General features: G+C 69.7%; 23 protein-coding genes and 1 rRNA gene. 1 reads left to right on the plus strand and 23 read right to left on the minus strand.

Going from position 1 to position 23028, the window contains the following annotated elements; genetic code table 11:
* The 22 genes from der to WA967_RS03010 form a co-directional block, all read right to left on the minus strand.
* On the minus strand, nucleotides 1-1514 hold a 1514-nt coding region (gene der / locus WA967_RS02905; protein ID WP_424419399.1), incomplete at its 3' end, for a ribosome biogenesis GTPase Der.
* Entirely contained in the window at nucleotides 1504-2202 is a 699-nt protein-coding gene (cmk, locus tag WA967_RS02910; RefSeq protein WP_424419400.1) for a (d)CMP kinase, read from the minus strand. The genes der and cmk, both read right to left, overlap by 11 nt.
* Nucleotides 2195-3307 (minus strand): prephenate dehydrogenase, encoded by a 1113-nt coding sequence (locus tag WA967_RS02915; protein WP_424419401.1) that lies wholly within the window; start codon nucleotides 3305-3307, stop codon nucleotides 2195-2197. Before WA967_RS02915 ends, cmk begins: the two co-directional genes overlap by 8 nt.
* A complete protein-coding gene (locus WA967_RS02920) occupies nucleotides 3304-4083 on the minus strand; it encodes a pseudouridine synthase (RefSeq protein WP_424419402.1) in 780 nt (259 codons plus the stop codon). The genes WA967_RS02915 and WA967_RS02920 overlap by 4 nt, the downstream gene beginning before the upstream one ends.
* Nucleotides 4080-4694, minus strand: coding sequence for an SMC-Scp complex subunit ScpB (scpB, locus tag WA967_RS02925; RefSeq protein WP_424419403.1), 615 nt, complete (start codon nucleotides 4692-4694; stop codon nucleotides 4080-4082). The genes WA967_RS02920 and scpB overlap by 4 nt, the downstream gene beginning before the upstream one ends.
* On the minus strand, nucleotides 4684-5538 hold the full coding sequence (locus WA967_RS02930; protein WP_424419404.1) for a segregation and condensation protein A: 855 nt from the start codon (nucleotides 5536-5538) through the stop codon (nucleotides 4684-4686). Before WA967_RS02930 ends, scpB begins: the two co-directional genes overlap by 11 nt.
* Nucleotides 5522-6412 carry a ParA family protein gene (locus WA967_RS02935; protein ID WP_424419405.1) on the minus strand — a complete coding sequence of 297 codons (891 nt, stop codon included), beginning with the start codon at nucleotides 6410-6412 and terminating at the stop codon, nucleotides 5522-5524. The genes WA967_RS02930 and WA967_RS02935 overlap by 17 nt, the downstream gene beginning before the upstream one ends.
* A gap of 54 nt (nucleotides 6413-6466) precedes the next feature.
* Nucleotides 6467-7213, minus strand: a complete 747-nt coding sequence (locus tag WA967_RS02940) for a gamma-glutamyl-gamma-aminobutyrate hydrolase family protein (RefSeq protein WP_424419406.1) — start codon at nucleotides 7211-7213, stop codon at nucleotides 6467-6469.
* Nucleotides 7206-7985 carry a 3-oxoacyl-ACP reductase gene (locus tag WA967_RS02945; RefSeq protein WP_424419407.1) on the minus strand — a complete coding sequence of 260 codons (780 nt, stop codon included), beginning with the start codon at nucleotides 7983-7985 and terminating at the stop codon, nucleotides 7206-7208. Before WA967_RS02945 ends, WA967_RS02940 begins: the two co-directional genes overlap by 8 nt.
* Before the next feature lie 32 nt (nucleotides 7986-8017).
* Entirely contained in the window at nucleotides 8018-9412 is a 1395-nt protein-coding gene (locus WA967_RS02950; RefSeq protein WP_424419408.1) for an aldehyde dehydrogenase family protein, read from the minus strand.
* A gap of 2 nt (nucleotides 9413-9414) precedes the next feature.
* Entirely contained in the window at nucleotides 9415-10809 is a 1395-nt protein-coding gene (locus tag WA967_RS02955) for a glutamine synthetase family protein (RefSeq protein WP_424419409.1), read from the minus strand.
* Nucleotides 10806-11519, minus strand: a complete 714-nt coding sequence (locus WA967_RS02960) for a FadR/GntR family transcriptional regulator (protein ID WP_424419410.1) — start codon at nucleotides 11517-11519, stop codon at nucleotides 10806-10808. Before WA967_RS02960 ends, WA967_RS02955 begins: the two co-directional genes overlap by 4 nt.
* Before the next feature lie 19 nt (nucleotides 11520-11538).
* Nucleotides 11539-13089 carry an amino acid permease gene (locus tag WA967_RS02965; RefSeq protein ID WP_424419411.1) on the minus strand — a complete coding sequence of 517 codons (1551 nt, stop codon included), beginning with the start codon at nucleotides 13087-13089 and terminating at the stop codon, nucleotides 11539-11541.
* Between the two features lie 94 nt (nucleotides 13090-13183).
* Nucleotides 13184-14086: a site-specific tyrosine recombinase XerD gene (gene xerD, locus WA967_RS02970; protein WP_424419412.1), complete on the minus strand. Its 903-nt coding sequence runs from the start codon at nucleotides 14084-14086 to the stop codon at nucleotides 13184-13186.
* A gap of 1 nt (nucleotide 14087) precedes the next feature.
* Complete coding sequence (locus tag WA967_RS02975) at nucleotides 14088-14663, minus strand: NUDIX domain-containing protein (protein ID WP_424419413.1); 576 nt, start codon at nucleotides 14661-14663, stop codon at nucleotides 14088-14090.
* Nucleotides 14650-16341 (minus strand): CTP synthase, encoded by a 1692-nt coding sequence (locus tag WA967_RS02980; RefSeq protein ID WP_424419414.1) that lies wholly within the window; start codon nucleotides 16339-16341, stop codon nucleotides 14650-14652. The genes WA967_RS02975 and WA967_RS02980 overlap by 14 nt, the downstream gene beginning before the upstream one ends.
* A gap of 17 nt (nucleotides 16342-16358) precedes the next feature.
* Nucleotides 16359-18062 carry a DNA repair protein RecN gene (gene recN, locus WA967_RS02985; RefSeq protein ID WP_424419415.1) on the minus strand — a complete coding sequence of 568 codons (1704 nt, stop codon included), beginning with the start codon at nucleotides 18060-18062 and terminating at the stop codon, nucleotides 16359-16361.
* Entirely contained in the window at nucleotides 18044-18949 is a 906-nt protein-coding gene (locus WA967_RS02990) for an NAD kinase (protein WP_424419416.1), read from the minus strand. The genes recN and WA967_RS02990 overlap by 19 nt, the downstream gene beginning before the upstream one ends.
* On the minus strand, nucleotides 18946-19743 hold the full coding sequence (locus WA967_RS02995; protein WP_424419417.1) for a TlyA family RNA methyltransferase: 798 nt from the start codon (nucleotides 19741-19743) through the stop codon (nucleotides 18946-18948). The genes WA967_RS02990 and WA967_RS02995 overlap by 4 nt, the downstream gene beginning before the upstream one ends.
* Nucleotides 19740-19907, minus strand: coding sequence for a hypothetical protein (locus WA967_RS03000; protein ID WP_298867450.1), 168 nt, complete (start codon nucleotides 19905-19907; stop codon nucleotides 19740-19742). The genes WA967_RS02995 and WA967_RS03000 overlap by 4 nt, the downstream gene beginning before the upstream one ends.
* A 42-nt stretch (nucleotides 19908-19949) precedes the next feature.
* Entirely contained in the window at nucleotides 19950-20987 is a 1038-nt protein-coding gene (locus WA967_RS03005) for an HAD-IIA family hydrolase (protein ID WP_424419418.1), read from the minus strand.
* Entirely contained in the window at nucleotides 20987-21964 is a 978-nt protein-coding gene (locus WA967_RS03010) for a hypothetical protein (protein ID WP_424419419.1), read from the minus strand. Before WA967_RS03010 ends, WA967_RS03005 begins: the two co-directional genes overlap by 1 nt.
* Nucleotides 21965-22159: 195 nt before the next feature.
* Between WA967_RS03010 and WA967_RS03015 the strand changes: the two genes are divergently transcribed.
* A complete protein-coding gene (locus WA967_RS03015; protein ID WP_424419420.1) occupies nucleotides 22160-22900 on the plus strand; it encodes a hypothetical protein in 741 nt (246 codons plus the stop codon).
* A gap of 5 nt (nucleotides 22901-22905) precedes the next feature.
* Here WA967_RS03015 and rrf read toward each other — a convergent pair.
* A 5S ribosomal RNA gene (gene rrf, locus WA967_RS03020) occupies nucleotides 22906-23022 on the minus strand.
* Nucleotides 23023-23028: the final 6 nt, after the last annotated feature.

The following is a 23028-nucleotide window of genomic DNA, read 5'->3' on the forward strand; positions in this document are numbered from 1 at the left end:
CGCCGGCGCTCCCGCACGCGCATGTTGATGACGATGGGCGTGCCCTCGAACGAGTACAGCTCGCGCAGCCTGCGCTGGATGTACCGGCGGTACCCCGGGTCGAGGAACCCTGTTGTGAACAGCACGAATGTCGGCGGCCGCGTGGACGCCTGCGTCCCGAACAGCACACGGGGCTGCTTGCCACCGCGCAGCGGGTGCGGGTGCGCGGCCACGAGCTCGGTGAGGAATGCGTTGAACTTGCCGGTCGGGATGCGCCGGTCCCAGTTCTCCAGCGCACGCTCCAGCGCGGGCACGAGCTTGTCGAAGTGCCATCCGGTCTTCGCGGAGATGTTCACCCGCGGCGCCCACGCCACGTGCGCCAGATCCTGCTCGATCTCGCGCTCCAGATAGCGTCTGCGGTCAGTGTTCTCCATGTCGTCGTCCGACAGGCGATCCCACTTGTTGAACGCGAGCACCAGCGCACGCCCGGACTCCAGCACCATGTCGATGATGTTCAGGTCCTGCACGCTGATCGGCTGACTGACATCCAGCACGACGATGGCGACCTCGGCCTTCTCCAGCGCGGCGGAAGTGCGCAGCGAGGCGTAGAAGTCGGCACCCTGCGACAGATGCACGCGACGACGGATGCCGGCGGTGTCGACCAGCCGCCACATCTTGCCGCCGATCTCGACGACCTCGTCCACCGGATCGCGGGTAGTGCCCGCGAGGTCGTTGACGACCACCCGTTCCTCCCCCGCGGCCTTGTTCAGCAGCGAGGACTTGCCGACGTTCGGCCGCCCCAGGATGGCCACGCGCCGCGGTCCACCGATCTCGGCCTTCGCCACTGCCGACACCTCGGGCAGCTTCTTCATCACCAGGTCGAGCAGATCCGCCACGCCGCGGCCGTGGATGGCCGAGACGGGGTACGGCTCGCCGAGGCCCAGGTTCCACAGCGCCGCGGCCTCGGGTTCCTGGCGCGCGTCGTCGATCTTGTTGGCGACGAGGAAGACCGGCTTGCGGCTCTTGCGCAGCAGCCTCACGACATGCTCATCGGTCGAGGTCGCGCCGACCTTCGCATCCACGACGAACAGCACGAGGTCGGCGAGGTCGATCGCGACTTCGGCCTGCGCGGCCACGGAGCGGTCGATGCCCTTGGCATCCGGCTCCCAGCCGCCGGTGTCCACCAGCGTGAAGCGGCGCTCCTGCCACTCGGCCTTGTAGCTCACGCGGTCGCGGGTGACACCGGGAGTGTCCTCCACGACGGCCTCGCGGCGGCCGAGGATGCGGTTCACCAGCGCGGACTTGCCCACGTTCGGCCGCCCCACGATCGCGACCACCGGCAGCGCCGGCAGGTACTCGATGCCGTCCTCGCCGTGGGCGACACCGGCCAGCAGGCTGGCATCCTCCTCGTCCAGGTCGTAGTCGGCCAGCGACGCGCGCATGAGATCCGCACGCTGGTCGGCGAGCTCCTCATCCAGCTCCGCCATCTTCTCGACGAGCTGGTCGGAACCGCCCTCGTACTCTTCATCGGCCATGGTTGGGCTCCTTGTCGGCATCGCGACTGCGCTCGATCACGGCGAGCACAGCGGCGACGGTCTGGGGGAAATCAAGGTGGGTGGAGTCGACGACATCCACTCCCGGTGCGGCGTTGAGGAAGTCGACGACGCTGCTGTCGGAGGCGTCGCGCTTGCGCATGGCCTCGGCGACGGATGCCTGATCGGCGCCGACGAGCTCGCCCGCGCGGCGCGCGGCGCGCACCTCCGGAGCGGCGGTCAGCAGGATGCGCACGGGCGCATCGGGAGCCACGACGGTCGTGATGTCACGGCCCTCGACGACCACAGCGGGATAGTCGGCATCCGCCACCATCCGCCGGAACATCTCATTGACCCCGACGCGCACCTCGGGCACGCGCGCCACACCGCTCACCGCAGCGGAGACGCGCGGATCGCGGATCGCGTCGGTCACGTCGACCTCGCCGACCACCACGCGACGGTCGTCGGGGTCGAGTCGCTGGGTCAACCGGACATCGGATGCCGCGGAGCGGACCGCATCGGCATCCGCCGTGTCCCCGCCGCGCTCGAGCACGAGCCAGGCCAGCGCTCGGTAGGCCGCACCGGTGTCGAGATAGCCGTATGCGAGCCGGCGTGCGACCTCCTTGGAGACGCTGGACTTGCCGGACCCGGCGGGACCGTCGATGGCCACGAACTTCTCGGCGCTAGTCATTGGTGTTCCCCGCAATCCGCCAGCCGCGTGCTTCCAGGCCCTCGATGGCGCCGCGCAGCGCGGCCGGTGCCACGCTGATGTCGGCGAGGCCGAACTCCGCGCCCGGCGAGTGCTCCAGACGCAGGTCCTCGACGTTCACGCCCAGCTCGCCGAGTTCTCCGAACAGGCGCCCCAGCTGCCCGGGGGTGTCGTCGACCATGACGATGAGCTGCTCGAAGCGGCGGTTCTGGCCGTGCTTTCCCGGCAGTCTCTCCACGCCCTCGTTCCCGGCGCGGATGGCATCCGCCACCGCGCGCCGCGCACCGGGCGCATCCGGCGACCGCAACGCGTCGGAGACCTCGCGCAGGTCGGCCGCCAGCGCGTCGAGGACCTCGACGACGGGCTCGGCATTGGCACTGAGGATCTGCACCCACAGCTCGGGAGCGGATGCCGCGATGCGGGTCGTGTCGCGCACACCTTGTCCCGCCAGACGCAGCGAACCCTCCTCGGCAGCACCGAGGCGCGCTGCCAGCAGACTCGCCACCACCTGCGGCACGTGCGAGGTCAGCGCCACGGAGCGGTCGTGCTCCTCGGGCGTCATCTCCAGCGGCATCGCGCCCACCTCGAGCGCCAGCCCCTCCACGAGCGAGAGGTCCGCGGCGCGGGTCTCCTCGTCACGGCACACCACCCAGGGCCGGCCGATGAACAGGTCGGCGCGGGCGGAGATCGCCCCGCCGCGCTCGCGTCCGGCCAGCGGATGCGAGCCGATGTAGCGGGTCAGGTCCACGCCGCGGCGGCGCAGCTCCAGGTACGGCTCGAGCTTCACGCTGGCGACGTCGGTGACGACGGCATCCGGATGCGACTGCAGCTCTGCCTGGATGACGTCGGCCGTGACGTCCGGCGGCACCGCCACCACGATCAGCCCCGGCTGGTCGTCATCGCGCGCGGAACGACCGGCGCCGTAGTCGATGGCCAGACGCAGCTGCGAGGGCGACGCGTCGGCCAGCACGACATCGACGCCGTGGCTGCGCAGGGCGTGCCCGATGCTGGATCCCAGCAGACCGGCGCCGACGATGCGCACGGTGCCCGACACGCGCGATGCGCGGGCGTTCTTGGAATCGCTCACTCGGTCTCCTGCTCGTCGTCGTCTCCCGCGGCCGCAGGTGTGTCCTGGCGCGAGAGGGTCAGCAGCGCGCCGCGTTCGATCTTAGTCAGTTCCCGCGTGCGCCCGACCGGGAGGGTTCCCAGGTGCAGCGGACCGAACTGGCGCCGCACCAGCTCGCGCACCGGATGCCCGACAGCGGCCATCATGCGCCGCACGATCCGGTTGCGGCCGGAGTGCAGTGTCAGCTCCACAAGACTCGCCCCGCGCGCCTGATCCAGCAGCCGCGCCTTGTCGGCCTTGATGGGACCATCCTCCAGGTCGAAGCCCCGGGTGAGCTTCGCGATGGTCTGCGCGGTGACCGCGCCTTCGACCTTGGCGATGTACACCTTGGTCACGCCGAACGAGGGATGCGCCAGCACGTGCGCGAGGTCGCCGTCGTTGGTGAGGATCAGCAGTCCGCTGGTCTCGGCATCCAGCCGCCCCACGTTGTACAGCCGCTCAGGCCATTCCCGCGTGAAGCGGCGCAGGTCGGGCCGGTCCTTCTCGTCGTGCATGGTGCTGTAGATCCCGGTGGGCTTGTTGAGCATGACGTAGCGCTTGGACACGTCCAGTTGCACGGCCGTGCCATCCACGTCGATCAGGTCGGTCTCGGGATCGATGCGGGTGCCGAGCTCGGTGACAGTTCGCCCGTTCACGCGGATGCGGCCCTCGACGATGTATTGCTCCACCACGCGCCTGGACGCGACCCCGGCATTCGCCAGCGCCTTCTGCAGGCGCACTCCCTCGGCATCCGTCATCGGACCACTCCTTCTTCGAATCCATCGGCGCCATCATCCAGCAGCGGCGAGATCGGGGGCAGCTCGTCGATCGAGTTGATCCCCAGGTGCGCCAGCAGCTGGTCGCTGGTGCCGTAGTTGATGGCGCCGGTCTCCGAGTCGGCGAACAGCTCGGTGATCAGCCCGCGCGCCAGCAGGGTGCGCACCACGGAGTCCACGTTCACGGCCCGGATCGACGCTACCTGTCCGCGCGTGACCGGCTGCTTGTAGGCGATCACGGCCAGCGTCTCCAATGCGGCCTGCGACAGCCGCGCGGGAGCCTGCCCGCCGATGAAGTCGGCGACGAGGTCGTCGTGATCCTCGCGCACGTACAGCCGCCAGCCCCCGCCGACCTCCCGCAGCTCGAATCCGCGCCGCGCCGCGCGTCCTCGCCCGTCGTACTCCTCCACCAGCGCCTCCAGCGTCTGCCGCACGGCAGGCACCGGTGCGTGCACGGCCGCGGCCAGCGCCACCAGCGCAATGGGCTCGTCGATGATCAGCAGGATCGCCTCGACCCGCTCCGCCAGGGGCGTCTCGATGACGGATCCTTCGACGGGCTCAGGGACCCAGCCGGGTCCATTGTCAACGGTCATAGTCGGCTCCCAACGTGGCCAGCTGCTCATCGGACCAGTTCTCCGCCGACCACCGCAGGGTCAGCTCGCCCAGCGGCTCCAGCTGCTCGAACGACAGCGCCGCGTGCCGGTACAGCTCCAGCACCGAGATGAAGCGCGCCACCACGATGCCGGGCTCGGCGACGCCGCTCACCAGCTCGCGGAACGTCAGCGACTCGGTCGAGCGCAGCAGGGTCACCACCACCGCCGCCTGCTCCCGGATGCTCACCAGCGGCGCGTGCAGGTGATCCAGCCCGACGGTGGGGATCTCCTTCGGCGCGAACGCCAGCACAGCGAGCGCCGCGAAGTCGTCCGCCGAGAGGGTCCACACCAGCGCGGGCGTGCGACGGCGGTGCTTCTCGTCCAGTGGCGCGGCGCGCACGTGGCGGCGATCCTCCCGCTGCAGGCAGCGCGCGAACCACGCGGAGACCTCCTTGAACGCGCGGTACTGCAGCAGCCGGGCGAACAGCAGGTCCCGCGCCTCCAGGAGCGCCACGGATTCGGCATCCACCAGCTCGCCCTGCGGCAGCAGGCTCGCCACCTTCATGTCCAGCAGCGTGGCCGCGACGACGAGGAATTCGGATGCCTGATCCAGCTCGGCATCGCCGTCGAGATCGCGCAGGTACGAGATGAACTCATCGGTGACCCTGCTCAGCGACACCTCGGTGATGTCCATCTCGTGCTTGGAGATGAGGGTCAGGAGCAGGTCGAAGGGGCCGTCGAAGTTCGACAGCGAGACGCGGAACCCCGCGTCCGGCCCTTCGACAGGTTCAGGGGCCCGATCATCTCGGGTCGCCGGGACGGCGTCCTCAGGCGACGGCGCCACGGGACACAAGCTCCCGCGCCAGTCGCAGGTACGCCTGGGCGGCTGCGTGCTCCGGCGCGAACTCGGTGATCGGCACACCGGACACCGAGGCGTCGGGGAACTTCACGGTGCGGCCGATCACGGTCTCCAGCACGTCGTCGCCGAACGCCTCCACCACGCGCTCCAGCACTTCGCGGGAGTGCAGCGTGCGCGGGTCGTACATGGTGGCCAGCAGACCGTCGAGCTGGATCGACGGGTTCAGGCGGTCGCGCACCTTGTCGATGGTCTCGATGAGCAGCGCCACACCGCGCAGCGCGAAGAACTCGCACTCCAGCGGCACCAGCACGCCGTGCGCGGCGGTCAGCGCGTTGACCGTCAGCAGACCCAGCGAGGGCTGGCAGTCGATGAGGATGACGTCGTAGTCCCCCGCGACGTGCCGCAGCACGCGGGAGAGGATGGTCTCGCGGGCGACCTCGTTGACCAGGTGGACCTCAGCGGCAGAGAGGTCGATGTTGGCCGGCAGCACGTCGAGGTTCGGCGTGGACGAGTGGACGATGGCATCCCGCGGGTCGCGCTTCGTGTCCAGCAGCATGTCGTAGACCGTCGGCACGTCGTGCACGAGGATCCCCAGGCCCGCCGACAGTGCGCCCTGCGGGTCGAAGTCGACGGCCAGCACCTTGCGCCCGTACTCGGCCAGCGCCGCGGCCAGGTTGATCGACGTGGTCGTCTTGCCGACGCCGCCCTTCTGGTTGCACAGCGCGATGATGCGCGCAGGTCCGTGCGACTCCAGCGGCGCGGGCACGTCGAACCCGTGGTACGGACGCCCTGTCGGGCCGATGAGGGTGTCGTCACCCTTCGTCGACTTCGACTTGGACTTCGTCGCCTTCTCCGCCACCGGTTCTCCTGCTCGTTCGCCGCCTGCTCGAGTCTAGCGGGAGGGCGGGCCGGGTCAGCCCCGGCGCGCGGCGCGCTCTCGGGCTGCGGCCACCAGCCCTTGGAACACGCCGAGGTCGTCGGCCGTCTCCGGATGCCACTGCACGCCCACGGCGAACCGGTCGCCCTCGGCTTCGATGGCCTGCGTGACACCGTCGGCGTCGTGCGCCGTGACGCGGAAGCCCGGATGCTCGTCGACGGCCTGATGGTGGTGGCTGGGCACGGTGAGGTTCCCGGCCACGAGGCCCGCGAGTCGCCCGCTCTCCTCGACCGTGACGTCGGTGGTGCTGTACCCGGCCTCGGTCCCGCCGTGCCCGCTGTGCCCGACGACGTCCGGCAGGTGCTGCACGAGCGATCCGCCTGCGGCGACGGCCATCATCTGCATGCCGCGGCAGATGCCGAGCGTCGGGAGCTGCTGGTGGTCGGCTTCGGTGAGCAACCACATCTCCCACGCGTCGCGGTCGTCCTGCCAGAAGGTCACATGCGGATCGGGCTCCTGCCCGTAGCGGGCCGGGTTGATGTCGGCGCCTCCGGCGATCAGCAGGCCGTCCACGCGGCTCAGTGCGATGCGCGCGGCCTCCTCCGAGGCCAGCGGGGGCAGCAGCACCGGCACCCCGCCGGCCTTCTCGACGGAGGTTGCGTAGTCCGCCGGCAGCAGGTCGGCGGGGATGTGGCGCCAGTCGCCCCAGTTCGCCGTCTGCCGGTATGTGCTGATGCCGATGACGGGGCGCGGCGCCCCGCCGGGTGTCTCAGGGTCACTCAAAGTCGCTCTCCAGGGGTGTCACGTAGGCGTTGGACAGGCCACCGTCCACGAGGAAGTCCATCGCGGTGATGAAGCTGGACTCATCACTGCCCAGGAAGGCTACCGCGTTCGCGATCTCCTCGGGCTCCGCGAAGCGGCCCATGGGAACGTGGATCAGGCGTCGCGCCGCGCGCTCGGGGTCCTTCGCGAACAGCTCCTGCAGCAGCGGCGTGTTCACGGGTCCCGGGCACAGCGCGTTCACACGGATCCCCTTGCGCGCGAACTGCACGCCCAGCTCGCGGGTCATGGCCAGCACGCCGCCCTTGGACGCCGTGTAGGAGATCTGCGAGGTGGCCGCCCCCATGACGGCCACGAACGACGCCGTGTTGATGATCGATCCCTTGCCCTGCGCGAGCATGTACGGCAGCACCGCCTTGCAGCAGTGGTAGACGCTGGTGAGGTTGACATCCTGCACGAGGTTCCAGGCATCGATGCCGGTCTTCAGGATGGAGTCATCGGATGCCGGGGAGATGCCGGCGTTGTTGAACGCGATGTCGATGTGACCGTAGGTGTCGTTCGCGACCTTGAAGAGGTTCTCCACCTCGTCCTTGTTCGTGACGTTCACCTTCACGAACACGCCCTCGAGCTCCTGGGCGATACGGGGGCCGTTCGCCTCGTCCAGGTCGCCGATGACGACCTTCGCGCCCTCGGCGACGAACTTCCTCGCCGTGGCGAGGCCGATTCCACTGCATCCGCCGGTGATGACGCCGACCTTGCCGTCGAGCTTTCCCATCTTCTCTCCCTGTTGCCTTTCGTGCTCTGCGATCAATTGTCCGTCGAGATGAAGACGTTCTTCACCTCGGAGAAGGAGTCCGGCGCGTCTGGGCCCAGTTCGCGACCGAGCCCGGACTGCTTGAATCCGCCGAACGGGGTCCAGTACCGCACCGACGAGTGCGAGTTGACGGACAGGTTGCCGCTGTCCACCCCGCGCGCCACGCGCAGCGCGCGCCCCACGTCGCGGGTGAAGATCGACCCGGACAGCCCGTACTCGGTGTCGTTGGCCCTGGCCACGGCATCCGCCTCGTCGGTGAACGGCATGACGGCCAGCACCGGACCGAACAGCTCCTGCGACCACACCGGGTCGGCCGCGCCGCGCGGCATGACCACGGTGGGCGCCAGCCAGTACCCACTGGAGGCGTCGGGCACCTGGCCGCGGAAGGCGACATCGGCGCCCTCGAGCGCACCCGCCACGGCATCCCGCTGCTTCGCGGAGATCATCGGACCCATCTCGGCATCCTCCGCCGCAGGATCCTTCACACGGAACGACTCCACGGCCGGCTGCAGCAGCTCCATGAACCGGTCGTACACGCTCTGCTGCACAAGGATGCGCGATCGCGCGCAGCAGTCCTGCCCGGCGTTGTCCAGGCCTGCGCCGGGCGCGGAGGCCGCGGCACGCTCGAGATCGGCATCCTCGAACACGATGTTGGCGTTCTTGCCTCCGAGCTCCAGCGTGAGCCGCTTGACCTGATCCGCGCACCCGCGCATGATGCCCTTGCCGACCTCGGTGGAGCCGGTGAAGCACACCTTGCGCACCAGCGGATGCGTGACGAACCTGTTGCCGACCACGCTCCCCCGCCCGGGGATGACGGTGAACACGCCCTCGGGGATGCCGGCCTCCAGGGCCAGCTCCGCCAAGCGCATCGCTGTCAGCGGAGTCAGCTCGGCGGGCTTGAGGACCACGGTGTTCCCGGCCGCCAGTGCGGGGCCGAAGCCCCAGCCGGCGATGGGCATCGGGAAGTTCCAGGGCACGATGATGCCGACCACGCCCAGCGGCTCGTGGAACGTGATGTCCACGCCTCCCGGGACCGGGATCTGCCTGCCGAAGTGCCGCTCGGGTGTGGCGCTGTAGTAGTTCAGCACGTCGCGCACGTTGCCCGCCTCCCAGCGGGCGTTGCCGATGGTGTGGCCGGAGCCCGCGACCTCGAGGTCGGCCAGCTCGCCGATGTGCGCGTCGACGACGGCCGCGAACGAGCGCAGCAGCGTGGCGCGCTCGGCCGGGGCGATGGCGCGCCAGGCCGGGAAGGCGCGGTGCGCGCGCTCGATGGCGGCATCGGTCTCCGCCAGGTCCGCCTGTGGCACGTCGGCGACCGGAGCACCGGTGGCCGGGTTGAGCACGGTGAAGACGCCTGCGGCACCGAACGGGGTGGTGGGGATCCTCATGCTCAGAGCCTCTCGAATCCGCGGCGAAGTTCCCAATCGGTGACGGCCGCGTCGAACGCGTCGATCTCGACGTCGGCGTAGTGCACGTAGTGCCGCACCACGTCCTCACCGAACACCTCCGCAGCGACCGCGGACCCGGCCAGCGCGTCGCGGGCTTCGCGCATGGTCGTCGGAACGGTCGGTGCACCGGACTCGTACGCGTTGCCGCGGGTCTCCTCCCCCAGCTCCAGCTCGTGCTCGACGCCGTACAGACCGCCGGCCAGCATGGCCGCAAGCCCCAGGTACGGGTTCATGTCGCCGCCGGGCAGCCGGTTCTCCATGCGCGCGCTCTTCCCGGCGCCCACCAGGCGCACGGCGGTGGTGCGGTTGTCGACGCCCCAGGCGACGGCGGTCGGCGCGAAGGAGCCCTTCACGAACCGCTTGTAGGAGTTGATGTTGGGCGCGTAGAACAGCGTGAACTCGCGCATGGTGGCCAGCACACCCGCGATGAAGTGGTCGTAGACGGCCGAGCGTCGTTCGTTCTCGGCGTCCCAGAACACCAGCGAGTCGTCGTGCTTGCCGCGCAGCGACATGTGGATGTGGCAGGAGTTGCCCTCGCGCTGGTTGGGCTTGGCCATGAACGTCAGCGACTGCCCGTGCTGGCGGGCGATGTCCTTGGAGGCCGTCTTGTAGTACGAGTGGTTGTCGGCGGTGGCGATCACGTCGTCGTACAGGAACGCGATCTCATGCTGCCCGAAGTTGCACTCGCCCTTGGCCGACTCCACGGTCAGCCCCGAAGAGTACATCGTGTTGCGGATGTCGCGCAGCAGCGGCTCCACGAGCGTGGAGCCCAGGATCGAGTAGTCCACGTTGTACCGGTTCGCCGGCTCCAGGTTGCGGTAGCCGTCGTCCCAGGCCTTCTCATACGGGGTGTTGTAGACCACGAACTCCAGCTCGGTGCCGGCGATGGCCTTCCAGCCGTGCGCGGCGGCCCGGTCGGTCTGCGCGCGCAGCATGGACCGCGGCGAGACCCGCACGGGCTCGCCGGTGGTGCCCGCCAGGTCGCATTGGATCATCACGGTGCCGGGCCGGTGCGGCATCAGACGGATGGTCGCGAGGTCCGGGAGGAACTCCATGTCGCCGTAGCCACTGGCCCAGGAGGCGTGCTCGTAGCCGTCGATGGTGTTCATGTCCACGTCGACGGCCAGCAGGTAGTTGCAGCCCTCGGTGGCGTGCCCGAGCACGGAGTCCAGGAAGAACCGAGCATGCAGGAGCTTGCCCTGCAATCGTCCCTGCATGTCGGTGAACGTGAGGATGACGGTGTCGATCTCGCCCTCGAGGATCATGCCGCGCAGGCGGTCGGCGGTCAGCATCCGGTCGTTGCGGGCGGGGATGGGATCGGTGTTCAGTGTGCTCATTTCAGGAGGCCCTTCAGGAGTGCGGCCGTGGCGTCGCAGTGCGCGGCCATGACCTGGCGCGCCCGCTCGGCGTCGCCCGCGAGGATCGCGGTGACGATCTCGCGGTGCTCGGCATCTGCGTGTTCGATGTTCTTGGTGAGGAATGGGATCTCGGCCAGCAGCTGGTGGATCCTCGCCTGCACGCCACTGCAGGCGTGCGCGAGCTCGTCGGAGCCGCACACGCTGCTGATGGCCAGGTGCAGGCGGGCATCCGCCTGCCGGTAGTCCGCGGGGGTGCCGGCGCCGGCGACCTCGGCCAGGCTGACGCTCAGCAGTTCGCGTTGCTCGTCGCCGAGGTTGGTCAGCGCCGCCCGGTAGGCGGCACCCGGCTCGATGACGGAGCGGAAGATGATGAGGTCGTCGACCTCGGCGCGGCGGGGCGGATGCTGATCCGCCGGCCGCGCCTCCGCGGGCGGCTCCACGAAGGTTCCCCCTCCGCGCCCCCGGGTCGTGGAGACGAGCCCGGCGGCGCGGAGGGCGCTGATGGCTTCCCTCAGAGTGGCGCGCGAGACGTTCAGCCGCTCGGCGAGCTCACGCTCGCCCGGCAGCTTCTCCCCCACCCGGAAGATGCCCAGCCGGATGGCGGATCCGAGCTGCTCGACGCAGGATTCGAAGGCCATCTGACCGCGCACCGGGTGCAGGGCGGCATCCACCAGGAGGGAGTCCATCATCGTCATCGTGCTCGGGTCCTCACTCGTCCAGCAGGCCGGATGCGGACTTGGTGAGGTGCTCGGCCTCTTCGGGGCTGTTGTTCATGAAGTCGCGCTTGCCGTACGCGAACCACAGCACCACGGCCAGGATCGCGACCACGGCGACCGCGATCGGCGCGTAGTTGAACGTCTCCGCGGTGATCGGAGTGACCGGCGGCAGCACGAACAGGATCACGATGAAGATCACCCAGACCACCGCCACCCAGCCGACCACGCCGCTCCAGCGACCCAGATTCCACGGGCCGGGAGCGAAGTCCTTGTTCAGGCGACGCAGGAGCACCGGGGTCACGTAGCCGATGTACAGGCCGATGACCGCGATGGAGGTGACGGCCGCGTACGCCGTGCCGTTGAACAGCGCGGGGACCGTGACCAGGATCGACAGCGCCACGCACAGCCAGATCGAGTTGGTCGGGGTGCCGGTGCGCTTGTTGACCTGCGCCCACAGCCGGGCGCCGGGGATCGCGTTGTCGCGCGAGAAGGCGTAGCTCATGCGCGAGTTGGCCGTCACCGACGCCATGCCGCAGAAGAACTGCGCGCCGCAGACGATGAACAGCAGGAACTTCGCGACTCCCGGGTTGTTCAGCGCGTCCATGAAGATCTGCGCGGGTCCAGAGCCGAGGTCGGTGCCGACGATCTTCGCCAGGCCCGCCTCGCTGCCGTCCTGGATCGCCGCGACGATCGTGTACAGCAGGATCCAGCCGCCGATGATGGAGATCAGCACGCTCATCACGATGCCCTTGGGCGCCGCGATCGAGGCGTTCTTGGTCTCCTCGGCCACGTGCGCGGAAGCGTCGTAGCCGGTGTACGTGTACTGCGCCATCAGCAGTCCCATCAGGAACACGTACGGACCGAAGCCCCACCCCGTCTCGTTGTGCCAGGCGGTGAAGGTCCAGGCCACGTCCTGATGCTCGGCGGGCATGATCCACAGCGCGGCGACGATGATCGCCACGCCCACGATGTGCCACCAGGCCGAGACCGACGACAGCAGGCTCACCAGGTTCACGCCGAAGGTGTTCAGCAGGCCGTGGATGACGATCAGCACCACGAACAGCACGAACGTGTTCAGCGCTGTGACCTCGGTGCCCCACATCAGGTTGGCGAAGGCCATCATGGTGGCGGCGGCGCCGTAGTCGATGGCCGCGGTGACGGCGACCTCGCCGAGGAAGTTGTACCAGCCGACGAACCAGGCCCACTGGCGCTTGTTCTTCTTCGCCAGTCGCCCGGCCCAGAAGTACAGACCGCCGGCCGTGGGATAGCGCGAGCAGACCTCGGCCATCGCCAGGGCCACGCACAGCACGAAGACGCCGACCAGCGGCCAGCCGATGGTGATCGCGCTGGGTCCGCCGGACTTCAGCGCGATGTTGAAGGACGTGATGCAGCCGGCCAGGATCGAGATGATCGAGAACGACACCGCGAAGTTCGAGAATCCGGACATCCCGCGGTGGAGTTCCTGCTTGTAGCCGAGTTCGGCGAGGGCGGCGGCGTCATCATCGACGGGGCCCGATCCCACGGCCTTTGTGGATTCGCTCATGGAATGCTGCCTGCTTTCATTGGAGGGAGCGTTTGGAGCGATTCTGGCGTCACTGCGGCCCATGTGTCAATGGTCTGACTTCAATCCATTTCATTCACCGGGCGCGGGGATGCGAGGTGGCGTAGATGTCCCGCAGCGTGTCCACGGAGACGTGCGTGTAGATCTGCGTGGTGGCCACCGAGGCGTGCCCCAGCAGCTCCTGCACGACGCGCACGTCCGCGCCGCCCTGCAGAAGGTGCGTGGCGAAGGAGTGCCGCAGCGTGTGCGGGGACACGTCCACGGTGATGTGCGCGCGCTCGGCCGCGGAGCGGATGACCAGCCAGGCGCTCTGTCGCGAGAGCGGGGCGCCGCGCGCGCCGAGGAACAGCTTCGACGTGGCGGAACCCCTGGCCGCCAGTGCCGGGCGCACCCGTGTCAGGTACGCGTCCACGGCGGCGCGGGCGTAGGAGCCGACCGGCACGATGCGCTCCTTGTCGCCCTTGCCGCGCAGGCGCAGCACGTCGCCGTAGGCGAGGTCATCGACATCCAGCGACACGGCCTCGGACACGCGGGCGCCGGTGGCGTACAGCAGCTCCAGCAGGGCGCGGTCGCGGATGCCGATCGGCTCTTCGGGCGAGGGCGCCGCCAACAGCTGCTCGACCTGCTCGATGGTCAGCGCCTTGGGGAGCCGGCGCGGCATCTTCGGCGGGCGGATGCGTCCGGTGGGGTCGTCCTGCTCTATTCCCTCACGGGCGAGGAACCGGTGCCAGCCGCGCACCGAGGACTGCAGTCGGGCGAGGCTGGAGGCGGCGGGCGGCGGATCCGTCGCGGCGCGCTCGGCGATGAACGCCGCAACGACCTGCTGCGTCACGGCATCCGTCTCGGTGATCCCCTGCCCCGCCAGCCAGTCCAGGTAGGCGTTCACGTCGCGACGGTACGCGGCGATGCTGTGCTCGGACAGACCGCGCTCGATCGTGATGTGCCGCAGGTAGGCGTTCAGAGCACGATCGAGCTGCACATCAGCTCCGGCCGCCGAGCCTGGCCGCTGCGGCCAGCACGCCGATGGTGAGGATGCCGTTGTGCATGCGCCCGGCGAGCACGGCACCCACGGCATCCTGCAGGGGAACCCACTCGACGCGGATGTCGGCCTCCTCGTCCTCTCGGGCGAAAGAGACCGGAGCCGTGGCGATGCCCGTGGCCAGATAGAGGTGGATCATCTCGTCATTGCCACCGGGCGTCGTCCACGACGAGACCAGGTGCTCCCACTGCGAGGCGACGATGTCCGTCTCCTCGGCCAGTTCGCGCTGCGCCGCGACCAGATGATCCTCGCCGGCGACGTCCAGGAGTCCTGCGGGCAGCTCCCAGTCGCGGTGGCGGATGGGATGCCGGTACTGCTGGATCAGCAGCACCCTCCGCTCGTCGTCGATGGCGACGACGGCCACGGCGCCGGTGTGCGCGACGTACTGACGGCGGATCTGGCCGTCGCCGTAACGCACGCGCTCATCCAGAACGTTCCAGACCGCGCCCTCGAAACCGACCCGGCTTTCGATGACCTCGGGCTCGAAGGGCTCGTCCCGAAGCTCAGGCCTCGTCATCGCGGAACAGCTCGCTGGAGCGATGCCGCTCGATGGCGGCGCCGACCAGGCCGCGGAACAGCGGGTGCGGCTCGGTCGGGCGCGAGCGCAGCTCGGGGTGCGCCTGCGTGGCGATGTAGAACGGGTGCACCTCGCGCGGCAGCTCGACGTACTCGACCAGGTCGAGGTCGGGGTTCAGTCCCGAGAAGACCATGCCTGCGTCGGACAGGCGGTCGCGGTAGGCGTTGTTGACCTCGTACCGGTGGCGGTGGCGCTCCGAGGCCACCGGTGCGCCGTACAGCTCGCGAGCCAGCGAGCCCTCGGCGAGGGCCGCCTCGTACAGGCCCAGACGCATGGTGCCGCCCAGGTCGCCGCCGTCGAGGATCTCGACCTGCTCGGCCATCGTGGCGATGATGGGCTCGGCGGTGTCGGGGTCGAACTCGCTCGAGGACGCTCCCGCGATGCCTGCCATGTTGCGGCCGTACTCGATGACCATGCACTGCAGGCCCAGGCACAGGCCCAGCGTCGGGATGCCCTGCTCACGGGCGAAGCGCAGCGCGCCGAGCTTGCCCTCGATGCCGCGGATGCCGAAGCCGCCGGGCACGCAGATGCCGTCCAGGTCGGAGAGGTTCTTGGCTGCGCCCTCCGGCGTCTCGCAGGTGTCGGAGGCGATCCAGCGGATGCTGACCTTGGTCTCCTGTGCGAAGCCGCCGGCCTTGAGCGCCTCGGTCACGGACAGGTAGGCGTCGGGCAGGTCGATGTACTTGCCGACCAGGCCGATGGTGACCTCGTGCTTGGGGTTGTGCACGGCGTGCAGCACGGTGTTCCAGCGGGTCCAGTCCACCTCGTGCGCCTTCTCATCCAGGCCGAAGCGCTGGGTGATGAACGCGTCCAGGCCCTGCTCGTTGAGTGTGGACGGGATGTCGTAGATGCTGGGCAGGTCGACCGTGTTGATGACGGCCTCGATGTCCACGTCGCACATCAGCGCGATCTTGCTCCGGTTGGACTCGCTGACGGGGCGGTCGCTGCGCAGCACCAGCGCGTCGGGCTGGATGCCGACCTGGCGCAGGGCCGCGACGGAGTGCTGCGTGGGCTTGGTCTTCTGCTCGCCGGAGGCGCCCATGAAGGGAACCAACGAGACGTGCACGAAGAACACGTTTCCACGACCGAGCTCGTGGCGCAGCTGACGGGCGGCCTCCAGGAACGGCTGCGACTCGATGTCTCCGACGGTGCCGCCGACCTCGGTGATGATCACATCGGGGCGGGGCTCCTCGGTGGCCTGCAGGCGCATGCGCCGCTTGATCTCGTCGGTGATGTGCGGGATGACCTGCACCGTCGCGCCCAGGTACTCGCCGCGGCGCTCGCGGGCGATCACCTGCGAGTAGATCTGCCCCGTCGTGACGTTGGCCGCCTGGGACAGGTTGATGTCCAGGAAGCGCTCGTAGTGGCCGATGTCCAGGTCGGTCTCCGCGCCGTCGTCGGTGACGAACACCTCGCCGTGCTGGAAGGGGTTCATGGTGCCCGGGTCGACGTTCAGATACGGATCGAGCTTCTGCATGACCACGCGCAGGCCGCGCGCCGTGAGGAGGTTGCCCAGGCTTGCCGCGGTGAGCCCCTTGCCCAAAGAGGAAACGACACCTCCGGTCACGAAGATGTGCCTGGTGGTGTCGTTCTTGGGCGCCGCAACAGAAGAGTTCATCACGGGCTTTTATCCTATCAGTTCGATCCCGAGCCGAGGCTCAGGAGTTCGCGGGCGTGAGTGAGGGCAGCATCCGAGTCCGCGAGTCCCGACAGCAGCCGGGCCATCTCCGCCTCCCGTTGCGGGCCGGCGAGTCGGGTGATGCTGGATGCCGTGACGGAGCCGTCGTGGGACTTCACGACGCTCAGGTGGTTGGTGGCGAACGCGGCGACCTGCGCGAGATGCGTGACGGCGATGACCTGCGAGGTCTGCGCGAGCCGCGCCAGCCGCCGGCCGACCTCGATGGCAGCGGCGCCGCCGATGCCGGCATCCACCTCGTCGAAGACGAAGGTGGGCACCGGGTCGGTGCCCGCGATGACCACCTCGATGGCCAGCATGACGCGGGAGAGCTCGCCACCGGAGGCGCCTCGCGAGATCGAGCGCGGTTCGGCGCCCGGATGCGGTGCCAGCAGGATCATGACGTCGTCGCGGCCGTTCGCGGACTCGGCGCCCTCGGAGACGCGCACCTCGAGCCGGGCGTCGGGCATGGCCAGCGCATGCAGCTCATCGGTGACGGCCGCGGACAGGCGCCCGGCGGCCTCGGTGCGGGCCGCGGTCAGCGCGGCGGCCGCGTCGTCGAGGGCACGGCGCTGCTCGGATGCCTGAGCGGTGAGTCGTTCGATGCGGTCGCCGTCGTCGTCGAGCTCGGCCAGGCGCAGCGAGCCGGTGCGCCAGACCTCCAGCGCCTGCTCGAGGGAGCCGTGCTGCCGGATGAGGCCTCCGATCGCGGCGCGGCGCTCCTCGACGGCGGCCAGCTCGTGCGGTCCGGACTCGTCGAGGTCGGCGAGGTACGTGGACAGCTGACCGGCGAGGTCCGCGGCGCGGTAGCCGAGGTCGGCGAGTGCCTCGGCGATCTCGGCGAGCTGCGGGTCGGAGACGCGCTCCAGCGATCGGCGGGCCTCGGCGATCAGGCCCGACACGTCGGGCTCGTCGTCCTCGCCGGACAGCGCGGTGCGGGCAACCGACGCCGACAGGCGCAGCTCCTCGGCATTGGCCAGTCGCTCGGCGCGCTCGTTGAGGCTGGCGTCCTCCCCCGCTTCCGGCTCGACCTGCTCGATCTCGGCGAGCTGCGCCCGCAGGTCCGCCGCCTCCACGGCACGGCGGTCGCGGTTCTCCGTGAGCTCGGCGATCTCGGTATCCAGCGCACGCCAGGTCTCGAAGCACTCGGTGTACGTCGCGAGGGCGCCGATGATGCGGTCGCCGCCGAAGCGGTCCAGCGCCTCCCGCTGGGCGGATGACGAGCGCAGCCGCAGCTGGTCCGACTGGCCGTGCACGACGACGAGCTCGTCCGCCAGGGCGGAGAGCACGGATGCCGGAGCGGCGCGTCCGCCGACGCTGGCGCGGCTGCGCCCCTCGGCGGTGAGCGTGCGCGAGACGTAGAGCTCGGAGCTGGATCCCGCGGGCTCGAGCTCGCCACCGGCATCCGCGACGATGTCGGCGACCGGGCCCTGCGACGGCACAAGCCATACGCCGGCGACGGACGCCTGGTGCGCGCCCGCGCGCACGGCGGACGAGTCGGCTCGGGCGCCCAGCAGCAGCCCGAGGCCGGTGACGACCATCGTCTTGCCCGCGCCGGTCTCGCCGGTGACGGCGGTGAAGCCTGGGCCCAGCGGCAGGACCGCGTCATCGATGACGCCGAGGTCGCGGATGCGCATCTCGTCGATCACGGCGCTCCCCGCCATCCCGCGACCGGAAGCTGGAACTTGCGCACCAGCCGGTTGGTGAAGGCCGCCGGATGCAGCCTCGCCAACCGCACGGGGCGGGTGGAGCGGCGCACCACGACGCGGGCGCCCGGGGGCAGCTCGTGCGAGCGGCGTCCGTCGCACCACAGGATGGCGGAGCCGCCGGAGCCCTCCAGCAGCTCGATGGCCACCGAGGTCTCGGGCCCGACGACCAGGGGCTTCGCGAACAGCGCGTGCGCGGACAGCGGAACCACGGCGATGGCCTCGACGCTGGGCCAGATCACGGGCCCGCCGGCGGAGAAGTTGTAGGCCGTGGAACCGGTCGGCGTGGAGACCACCATGCCGTCGCAGCCGAAGCTGGACAGCGGCAGGGAATCGATCTCGATGACCACCTCGATCATCCGCTCGCGGCTGGCCTTCTCGACGGTGGCCTCGTTGAGCGCCCAGGTCTCGTACACGATGGCACCCGCCGCATCCTTCACGCGCACGGACAGCGCCAGGCGCTCCTCGACCTCGTAGTCGCGCGCGATCACGCGATGCACCGCGGCATCCATGTCATCTCGGTCGATCTCGGCCAGGAAGCCGACGTGCCCCATGTTGATGCCCAGCACCGGGGCGCCGCACTCGCGCACCAGTTCGGCGGCGCGCAGGATCGTGCCGTCGCCGCCGAGGACGATGGCCAGCTCCAGCTGCTCGGCGGTGACCTCCTCGCCCAGCCGTGCGATCCCGGCGAACCGGGGGTCTGCGGCGGCGAGCTCGTGGCGGTCCTCCGCGGGGAGCACGGGGACGGCCCCCGCACCGCGCAGCGCGTCGATCACGCGCAGCGCTGCGGCGACCGCGTCCTCCCGCTTGGCGTGGGCGATTACCAGGATGTGGCGCTCGTTCATCGTCCTCCTGCCACCTGCGCGATCTGCTGCGTCCATTCTGACGGATCCGTTCCGCGGCCGGGCGCGAGGTGCACCAGGTACTCGGCGTTCCCGTGCGTGCCGAGGATCGGCGAGGCGAGGATGCCGAGCGCTCCCAGGCCGTTGTCGTGGGCGGTCCACAGCACGCGCTCGATGGCGTCGACGCGCAGCGCGGGATTCGTGACGAGCCCGCCCTTCACCGCCGTGCGCCCGACCTCGAACTGGGGCTTGACGAGCAGCACGACATCGCCTGCGGATGCCACGGTCTCGGCGATCGCGGGCAGCACGAGTTCCAGGGAGATGAAGGACAGGTCGCCGACGACGATGTCGGGACGCTGGGCCTCCCCCGTCGCCTCCGCCAGGGTCTGCGCGGTCATGTACCGGACGTTGAAGCCCTCCACGGAGGTGACGCCCGCATCCGCGGTGATCCGCGGCGACAGCTGCCCGTGGCCGACGTCGACCGCCAGCACGTGACGCGCCCCGCGTTCGCGCAGCACCTGGCTGAAGCCGCCGGTGGAGGCCCCGAGGTCCAGGGCGAGACGACCGGCGGCATCGATGCGAAAGCCGTCGAGCGCGGCGATCAGCTTGTGGGCGCCGCGGCTGACGTAGTGATCGGCGCCGTCGACGCGGATGTCGTCGTCGTCGGACACGGGAGTCGAGGCCTTCACGACCGGATGCCCCGCCACGCGCACCAGGCCGTCCGAGATCAGGGTCGCGGCGTGCGTGCGGGAGCGCGCCAGCCCGCGGGCAGCGAGCGCTGCGTCGAGCCTGGTCATCGGGTCCCTGTAGCGGCATCGCCGCGAGGCGCGCTCTCGAGGCGCTTCACGAGTTCGTCATGCACGGCGCCGTAGGCATCCGCACGCGTGTCGAGGGGCTGGCCCTCGATGAGACGGAGCCGGCTCCACAGGGCGTCTTCCGGTTCGTCTCGCGTGTGCTCCATCCGACCACTGTAACGCGAGCCGCGACACGGCGCGGGCGACGCTCAGGGCCTGTGGAAAGGATCCGCGTACAGCTTCTCGGGCACGCGGAACGCGTAGATCATCAGGCCGGTCGCCCAGATCGCGGCAGCACCCGCACGCAGCAGGTCGATCTGCGAGTCGCCCTCCGCGAGGATCTGCACGTCGGCGTTCACCACCCGCACGGACGCGCTGCCCACGGTGAAGACGCCGTTCGATTCGACGGTGTCGGGGTACGGCTCGTGCAGGTCGCGCAGGTCGCGCAGGATGTAGTCGGGGCGGGAGCCCTCGGGGGCAGCCAGCACGTGCTTGGGCCGGTCGATGCCGGTCAGCACGAGCGCCGAGTCGATGCCCGCGCGGGATGCGCCGGCGATGTCGGTGTCGAGGCGGTCGCCGATGAACAGCGGATGCTGCGCTCCGAACCGCTCGGTGGCGACCTCGAAGATCGGCTTCTCGGGCTTGCCTGCCACGGTGGAGAGCCGGCCGATGGCGGTGTGCACGGCGGATACGAGCGTGCCGTTGCCGGGGGCGACACCGCGATCGCGCGGGATCGTCCAGTCGGTGTTCGTGGAGATCCACGGGATGCCGCCCTCGTCCTCGGGCAGCTGCAGGGCGAAGGCGGCCTCGGCGAGGTCGGTCCAGGCGATCTCGGGCGCGAAGCCCTGCACCACGGCGGCCGGCGCATCCAGCGCGCTGCGGGTGACCGTGTAGCCGGCCTTGTGCGCCTCGTCGACGAGGCCCTCTCCCCCGACGATGAGGATCGTGGCCGGGGCGGGCACCATGGTCGACAGCAGCCGCATGGCGGCCTGGGGGCTGGTCACCACGTCATCCGGCGCGACCGTCAGCCCGAGGCTCGAGAGGTGCTCGGCGACCGCGGCATCCGTGCGGGAGGCGTTGTTGGTGATGTACCCCAGCCGCACGCGCTCTGCGGCGCGGTTCAGGCTCTCCACCGCATGTGGCAGCGCCCCGGGACCCGCATAGACGACGCCATCCAGGTCCGCCAGGACGGCGTCGCGTCCGGTGAGCGGAGTGGTGGCCTGCTTGGCGCGGCGGAACAGCGCCATCACGCCTCCGGAGCGGCGGAGGAGTCGGACGCCGGAGAGCCGGATGGGGGTTCGACTCCTCCCGGCGCCGGCGAGGCCGCTTCCTGGGCGACAGGCTGCTGGTCGGCGTTCGGAGCCTCGGCGTCCGCGGGTTCGAGTTCTTCCCCGGCGGCTGCGGAGCTCTCCTCGTCCGACTCGGCGGTCTCCGCACCGGTCGCGCCCTCGGACTCGTCCGAGGAGTCATGGCCTGCAGGGACGGACGACTCCGGCGTGTCTCCGAGCCCCTCATCCTCGTCGTCGTCGTCGAAGTCCTCGACGAGGCTGTCCTCGACGATCATCTCGTCGAACTGGCCGTCCAGGCCCAGGGCCGAGGTCGCGACCTCGGCGCGCTCCGTCCAGAATGCCGCCTCGTCGGCGCGGCCCAGGTCCTCGAGCACGGCTGCGCGCGCGGAGAACAGCGCGGGACTCCACTCGAATGCGCGGTCGGGGTCGAGCTCCGGGATCTCGAGCTCGCCGAGTGCCAGCTCGGTCTCGCCGCGGTCGAGGCGTGCGCCGGACATGGCGATGGCCAGTGCCACGCGCACCTCGGGGTCGAGGGATGCGCGATCCACGCCGTGACCCTCCTCGAGGGCGCGGTCGGGGCGGCCGACGCCGCGCTCGCTGTCGACGATGAGGGCGATCATGTCGTCCTTGCCGGAGATGCGACGGTAGGTGCGCAGCTCGCGCAGCGCGAGTGCGAAGTCGCCGATGCCGTACGCGGTGATGGCGAGCGTGGATCGGACCACGGCGATGCGACCGGCCCGGCGGGATGCTGCCAGGGCGTGCTCGTGCGCGCGCTCGGGCTCCTCGTCGATCAGCTGCGCGGCCATTGCCAGGTGGCGTGCCGTCTGCTCGGCGTTCTCCTTGCTGAGTGTCTTCAGTTCGTTGCGAGCCGACGGATGCAGGTCGCGCGCAGTGATGTCATCGGGCAGCGGCGGCTCCGGAATGCGCTCGCGCACGGGCGCGAACTCGTTGAACGTCCGGTCGGCACCGCCCCGCGGGCGGTCCTTGTACGAGGGACGCTCCGAGCGGTCGCGATCACCGTTCGAGCGGTGCTCGCCGGAATGGCTCCGATCACGGTCCCCACGATAGGGACGATCGGAGTGATTCCGGTCGCGGTCGCCGTAAGGCCGGCGCTCACCAGACTGATTACGGTGCCCATACGGACGACGATCACCCGACTGATTACGGTCCCCATACGGACGACGCTCACCAGACTGATTACGGTCACCGTACGGACGACGATCACCCTGGTTGCGGTCGCCAAACGAACGACGCTCACCCTGGTTGCGGTCACCATACGGACGACGCTCACCCTGGTTGCGGTCACCAAACGGACGACGATCACCCTGGTTGCGGTCACCATACGGACGACGCTCACCCTGGTTGCGGTCACCAAACGGACGATGATCACCCTGCGGCCGGTCACCGTACGAGCGACGCTCACCAGACTGGTTACGGTCACCATACGGACGGCGATCACCCTGCGGCCGGTCACCGTACGAGCGACGCTCACCCTGGTTGCGATCACCAAACGGACGGCGATCACCCTGCGGCCGGTCACCGTACGACCGACGCTCACCGGACTGGCCACGCTCACCGTACGACCGACGCTCACCCTGGTTGCGATCACCGTACGGACGGCGCTCACCAGAACGGCCCCGGTCGCCGTACGGCCGGCGCTCACCGTCACGCGAGCCGCCACCGTCATCCCGGCGCGACGAACGCGAGGACGAGTCCGAATAACGCGGCTTGCGGTCGGAGCCCGAACGTCGATCTCCTGCGCCACCGTCGCGACGGTCGTGCTGCTCTTCCGACATTCTGACTCCCTGCTCGCGCTCAACGCGCTGTTAACGCAAGATGGCCACCCAACCCTGGGTGGCCATCTTACTTAAGAGAAGTCCGGCGGTGTCCTACTCTCCCACAGGGTCCCCCCTGCAGTACCATCGGCGCTGTGAGGCTTAGCTTCCGGGTTCGGAATGTGACCGGGCGTTTCCCTCACGCTATGGCCGCCGAAACACTA

This window comes from Microbacterium sp. (assembly GCF_049650565.1).
Taxonomy (GTDB): Bacteria; Actinomycetota; Actinomycetes; order Actinomycetales; family Microbacteriaceae; genus Microbacterium.

Excerpts from the sequence above, each read along its gene's own strand:
- cmk (WP_424419400.1), bottom strand. The coding sequence starts at position 2,202 with ATGACTAGCGCCGAGAAGTTCGTGGCCATCGACGGTCCCGCCGGGTCC.
- WA967_RS02920 (WP_424419402.1), bottom strand. The coding sequence starts at position 4,083 with ATGACGGATGCCGAGGGAGTGCGCCTGCAGAAGGCGCTGGCGAATGCC.
- scpB (WP_424419403.1), bottom strand. The coding sequence starts at position 4,694 with ATGACCGTTGACAATGGACCCGGCTGGGTCCCTGAGCCCGTCGAAGGA.
- WA967_RS02945 (WP_424419407.1), bottom strand. The coding sequence starts at position 7,985 with ATGGGAAAGCTCGACGGCAAGGTCGGCGTCATCACCGGCGGATGCAGT.
- WA967_RS02950 (WP_424419408.1), bottom strand. The coding sequence starts at position 9,412 with ATGAGGATCCCCACCACCCCGTTCGGTGCCGCAGGCGTCTTCACCGTG.
- WA967_RS02955 (WP_424419409.1), bottom strand. The coding sequence starts at position 10,809 with ATGAGCACACTGAACACCGATCCCATCCCCGCCCGCAACGACCGGATG.
- WA967_RS02960 (WP_424419410.1), bottom strand. The coding sequence starts at position 11,519 with ATGATGGACTCCCTCCTGGTGGATGCCGCCCTGCACCCGGTGCGCGGT.
- WA967_RS02965 (WP_424419411.1), bottom strand. The coding sequence starts at position 13,089 with ATGAGCGAATCCACAAAGGCCGTGGGATCGGGCCCCGTCGATGATGAC.
- WA967_RS02975 (WP_424419413.1), bottom strand. The coding sequence starts at position 14,663 with ATGACGAGGCCTGAGCTTCGGGACGAGCCCTTCGAGCCCGAGGTCATC.
- WA967_RS02980 (WP_424419414.1), bottom strand. The coding sequence starts at position 16,341 with ATGAACTCTTCTGTTGCGGCGCCCAAGAACGACACCACCAGGCACATC.
- recN (WP_424419415.1), bottom strand. The coding sequence starts at position 18,062 with ATGGCGGGGAGCGCCGTGATCGACGAGATGCGCATCCGCGACCTCGGC.
- WA967_RS02990 (WP_424419416.1), bottom strand. The coding sequence starts at position 18,949 with ATGAACGAGCGCCACATCCTGGTAATCGCCCACGCCAAGCGGGAGGAC.
- WA967_RS02995 (WP_424419417.1), bottom strand. The coding sequence starts at position 19,743 with ATGACCAGGCTCGACGCAGCGCTCGCTGCCCGCGGGCTGGCGCGCTCC.
- WA967_RS03000 (WP_298867450.1), bottom strand. The coding sequence starts at position 19,907 with ATGGAGCACACGCGAGACGAACCGGAAGACGCCCTGTGGAGCCGGCTC.
- WA967_RS03005 (WP_424419418.1), bottom strand. The coding sequence starts at position 20,987 with ATGGCGCTGTTCCGCCGCGCCAAGCAGGCCACCACTCCGCTCACCGGA.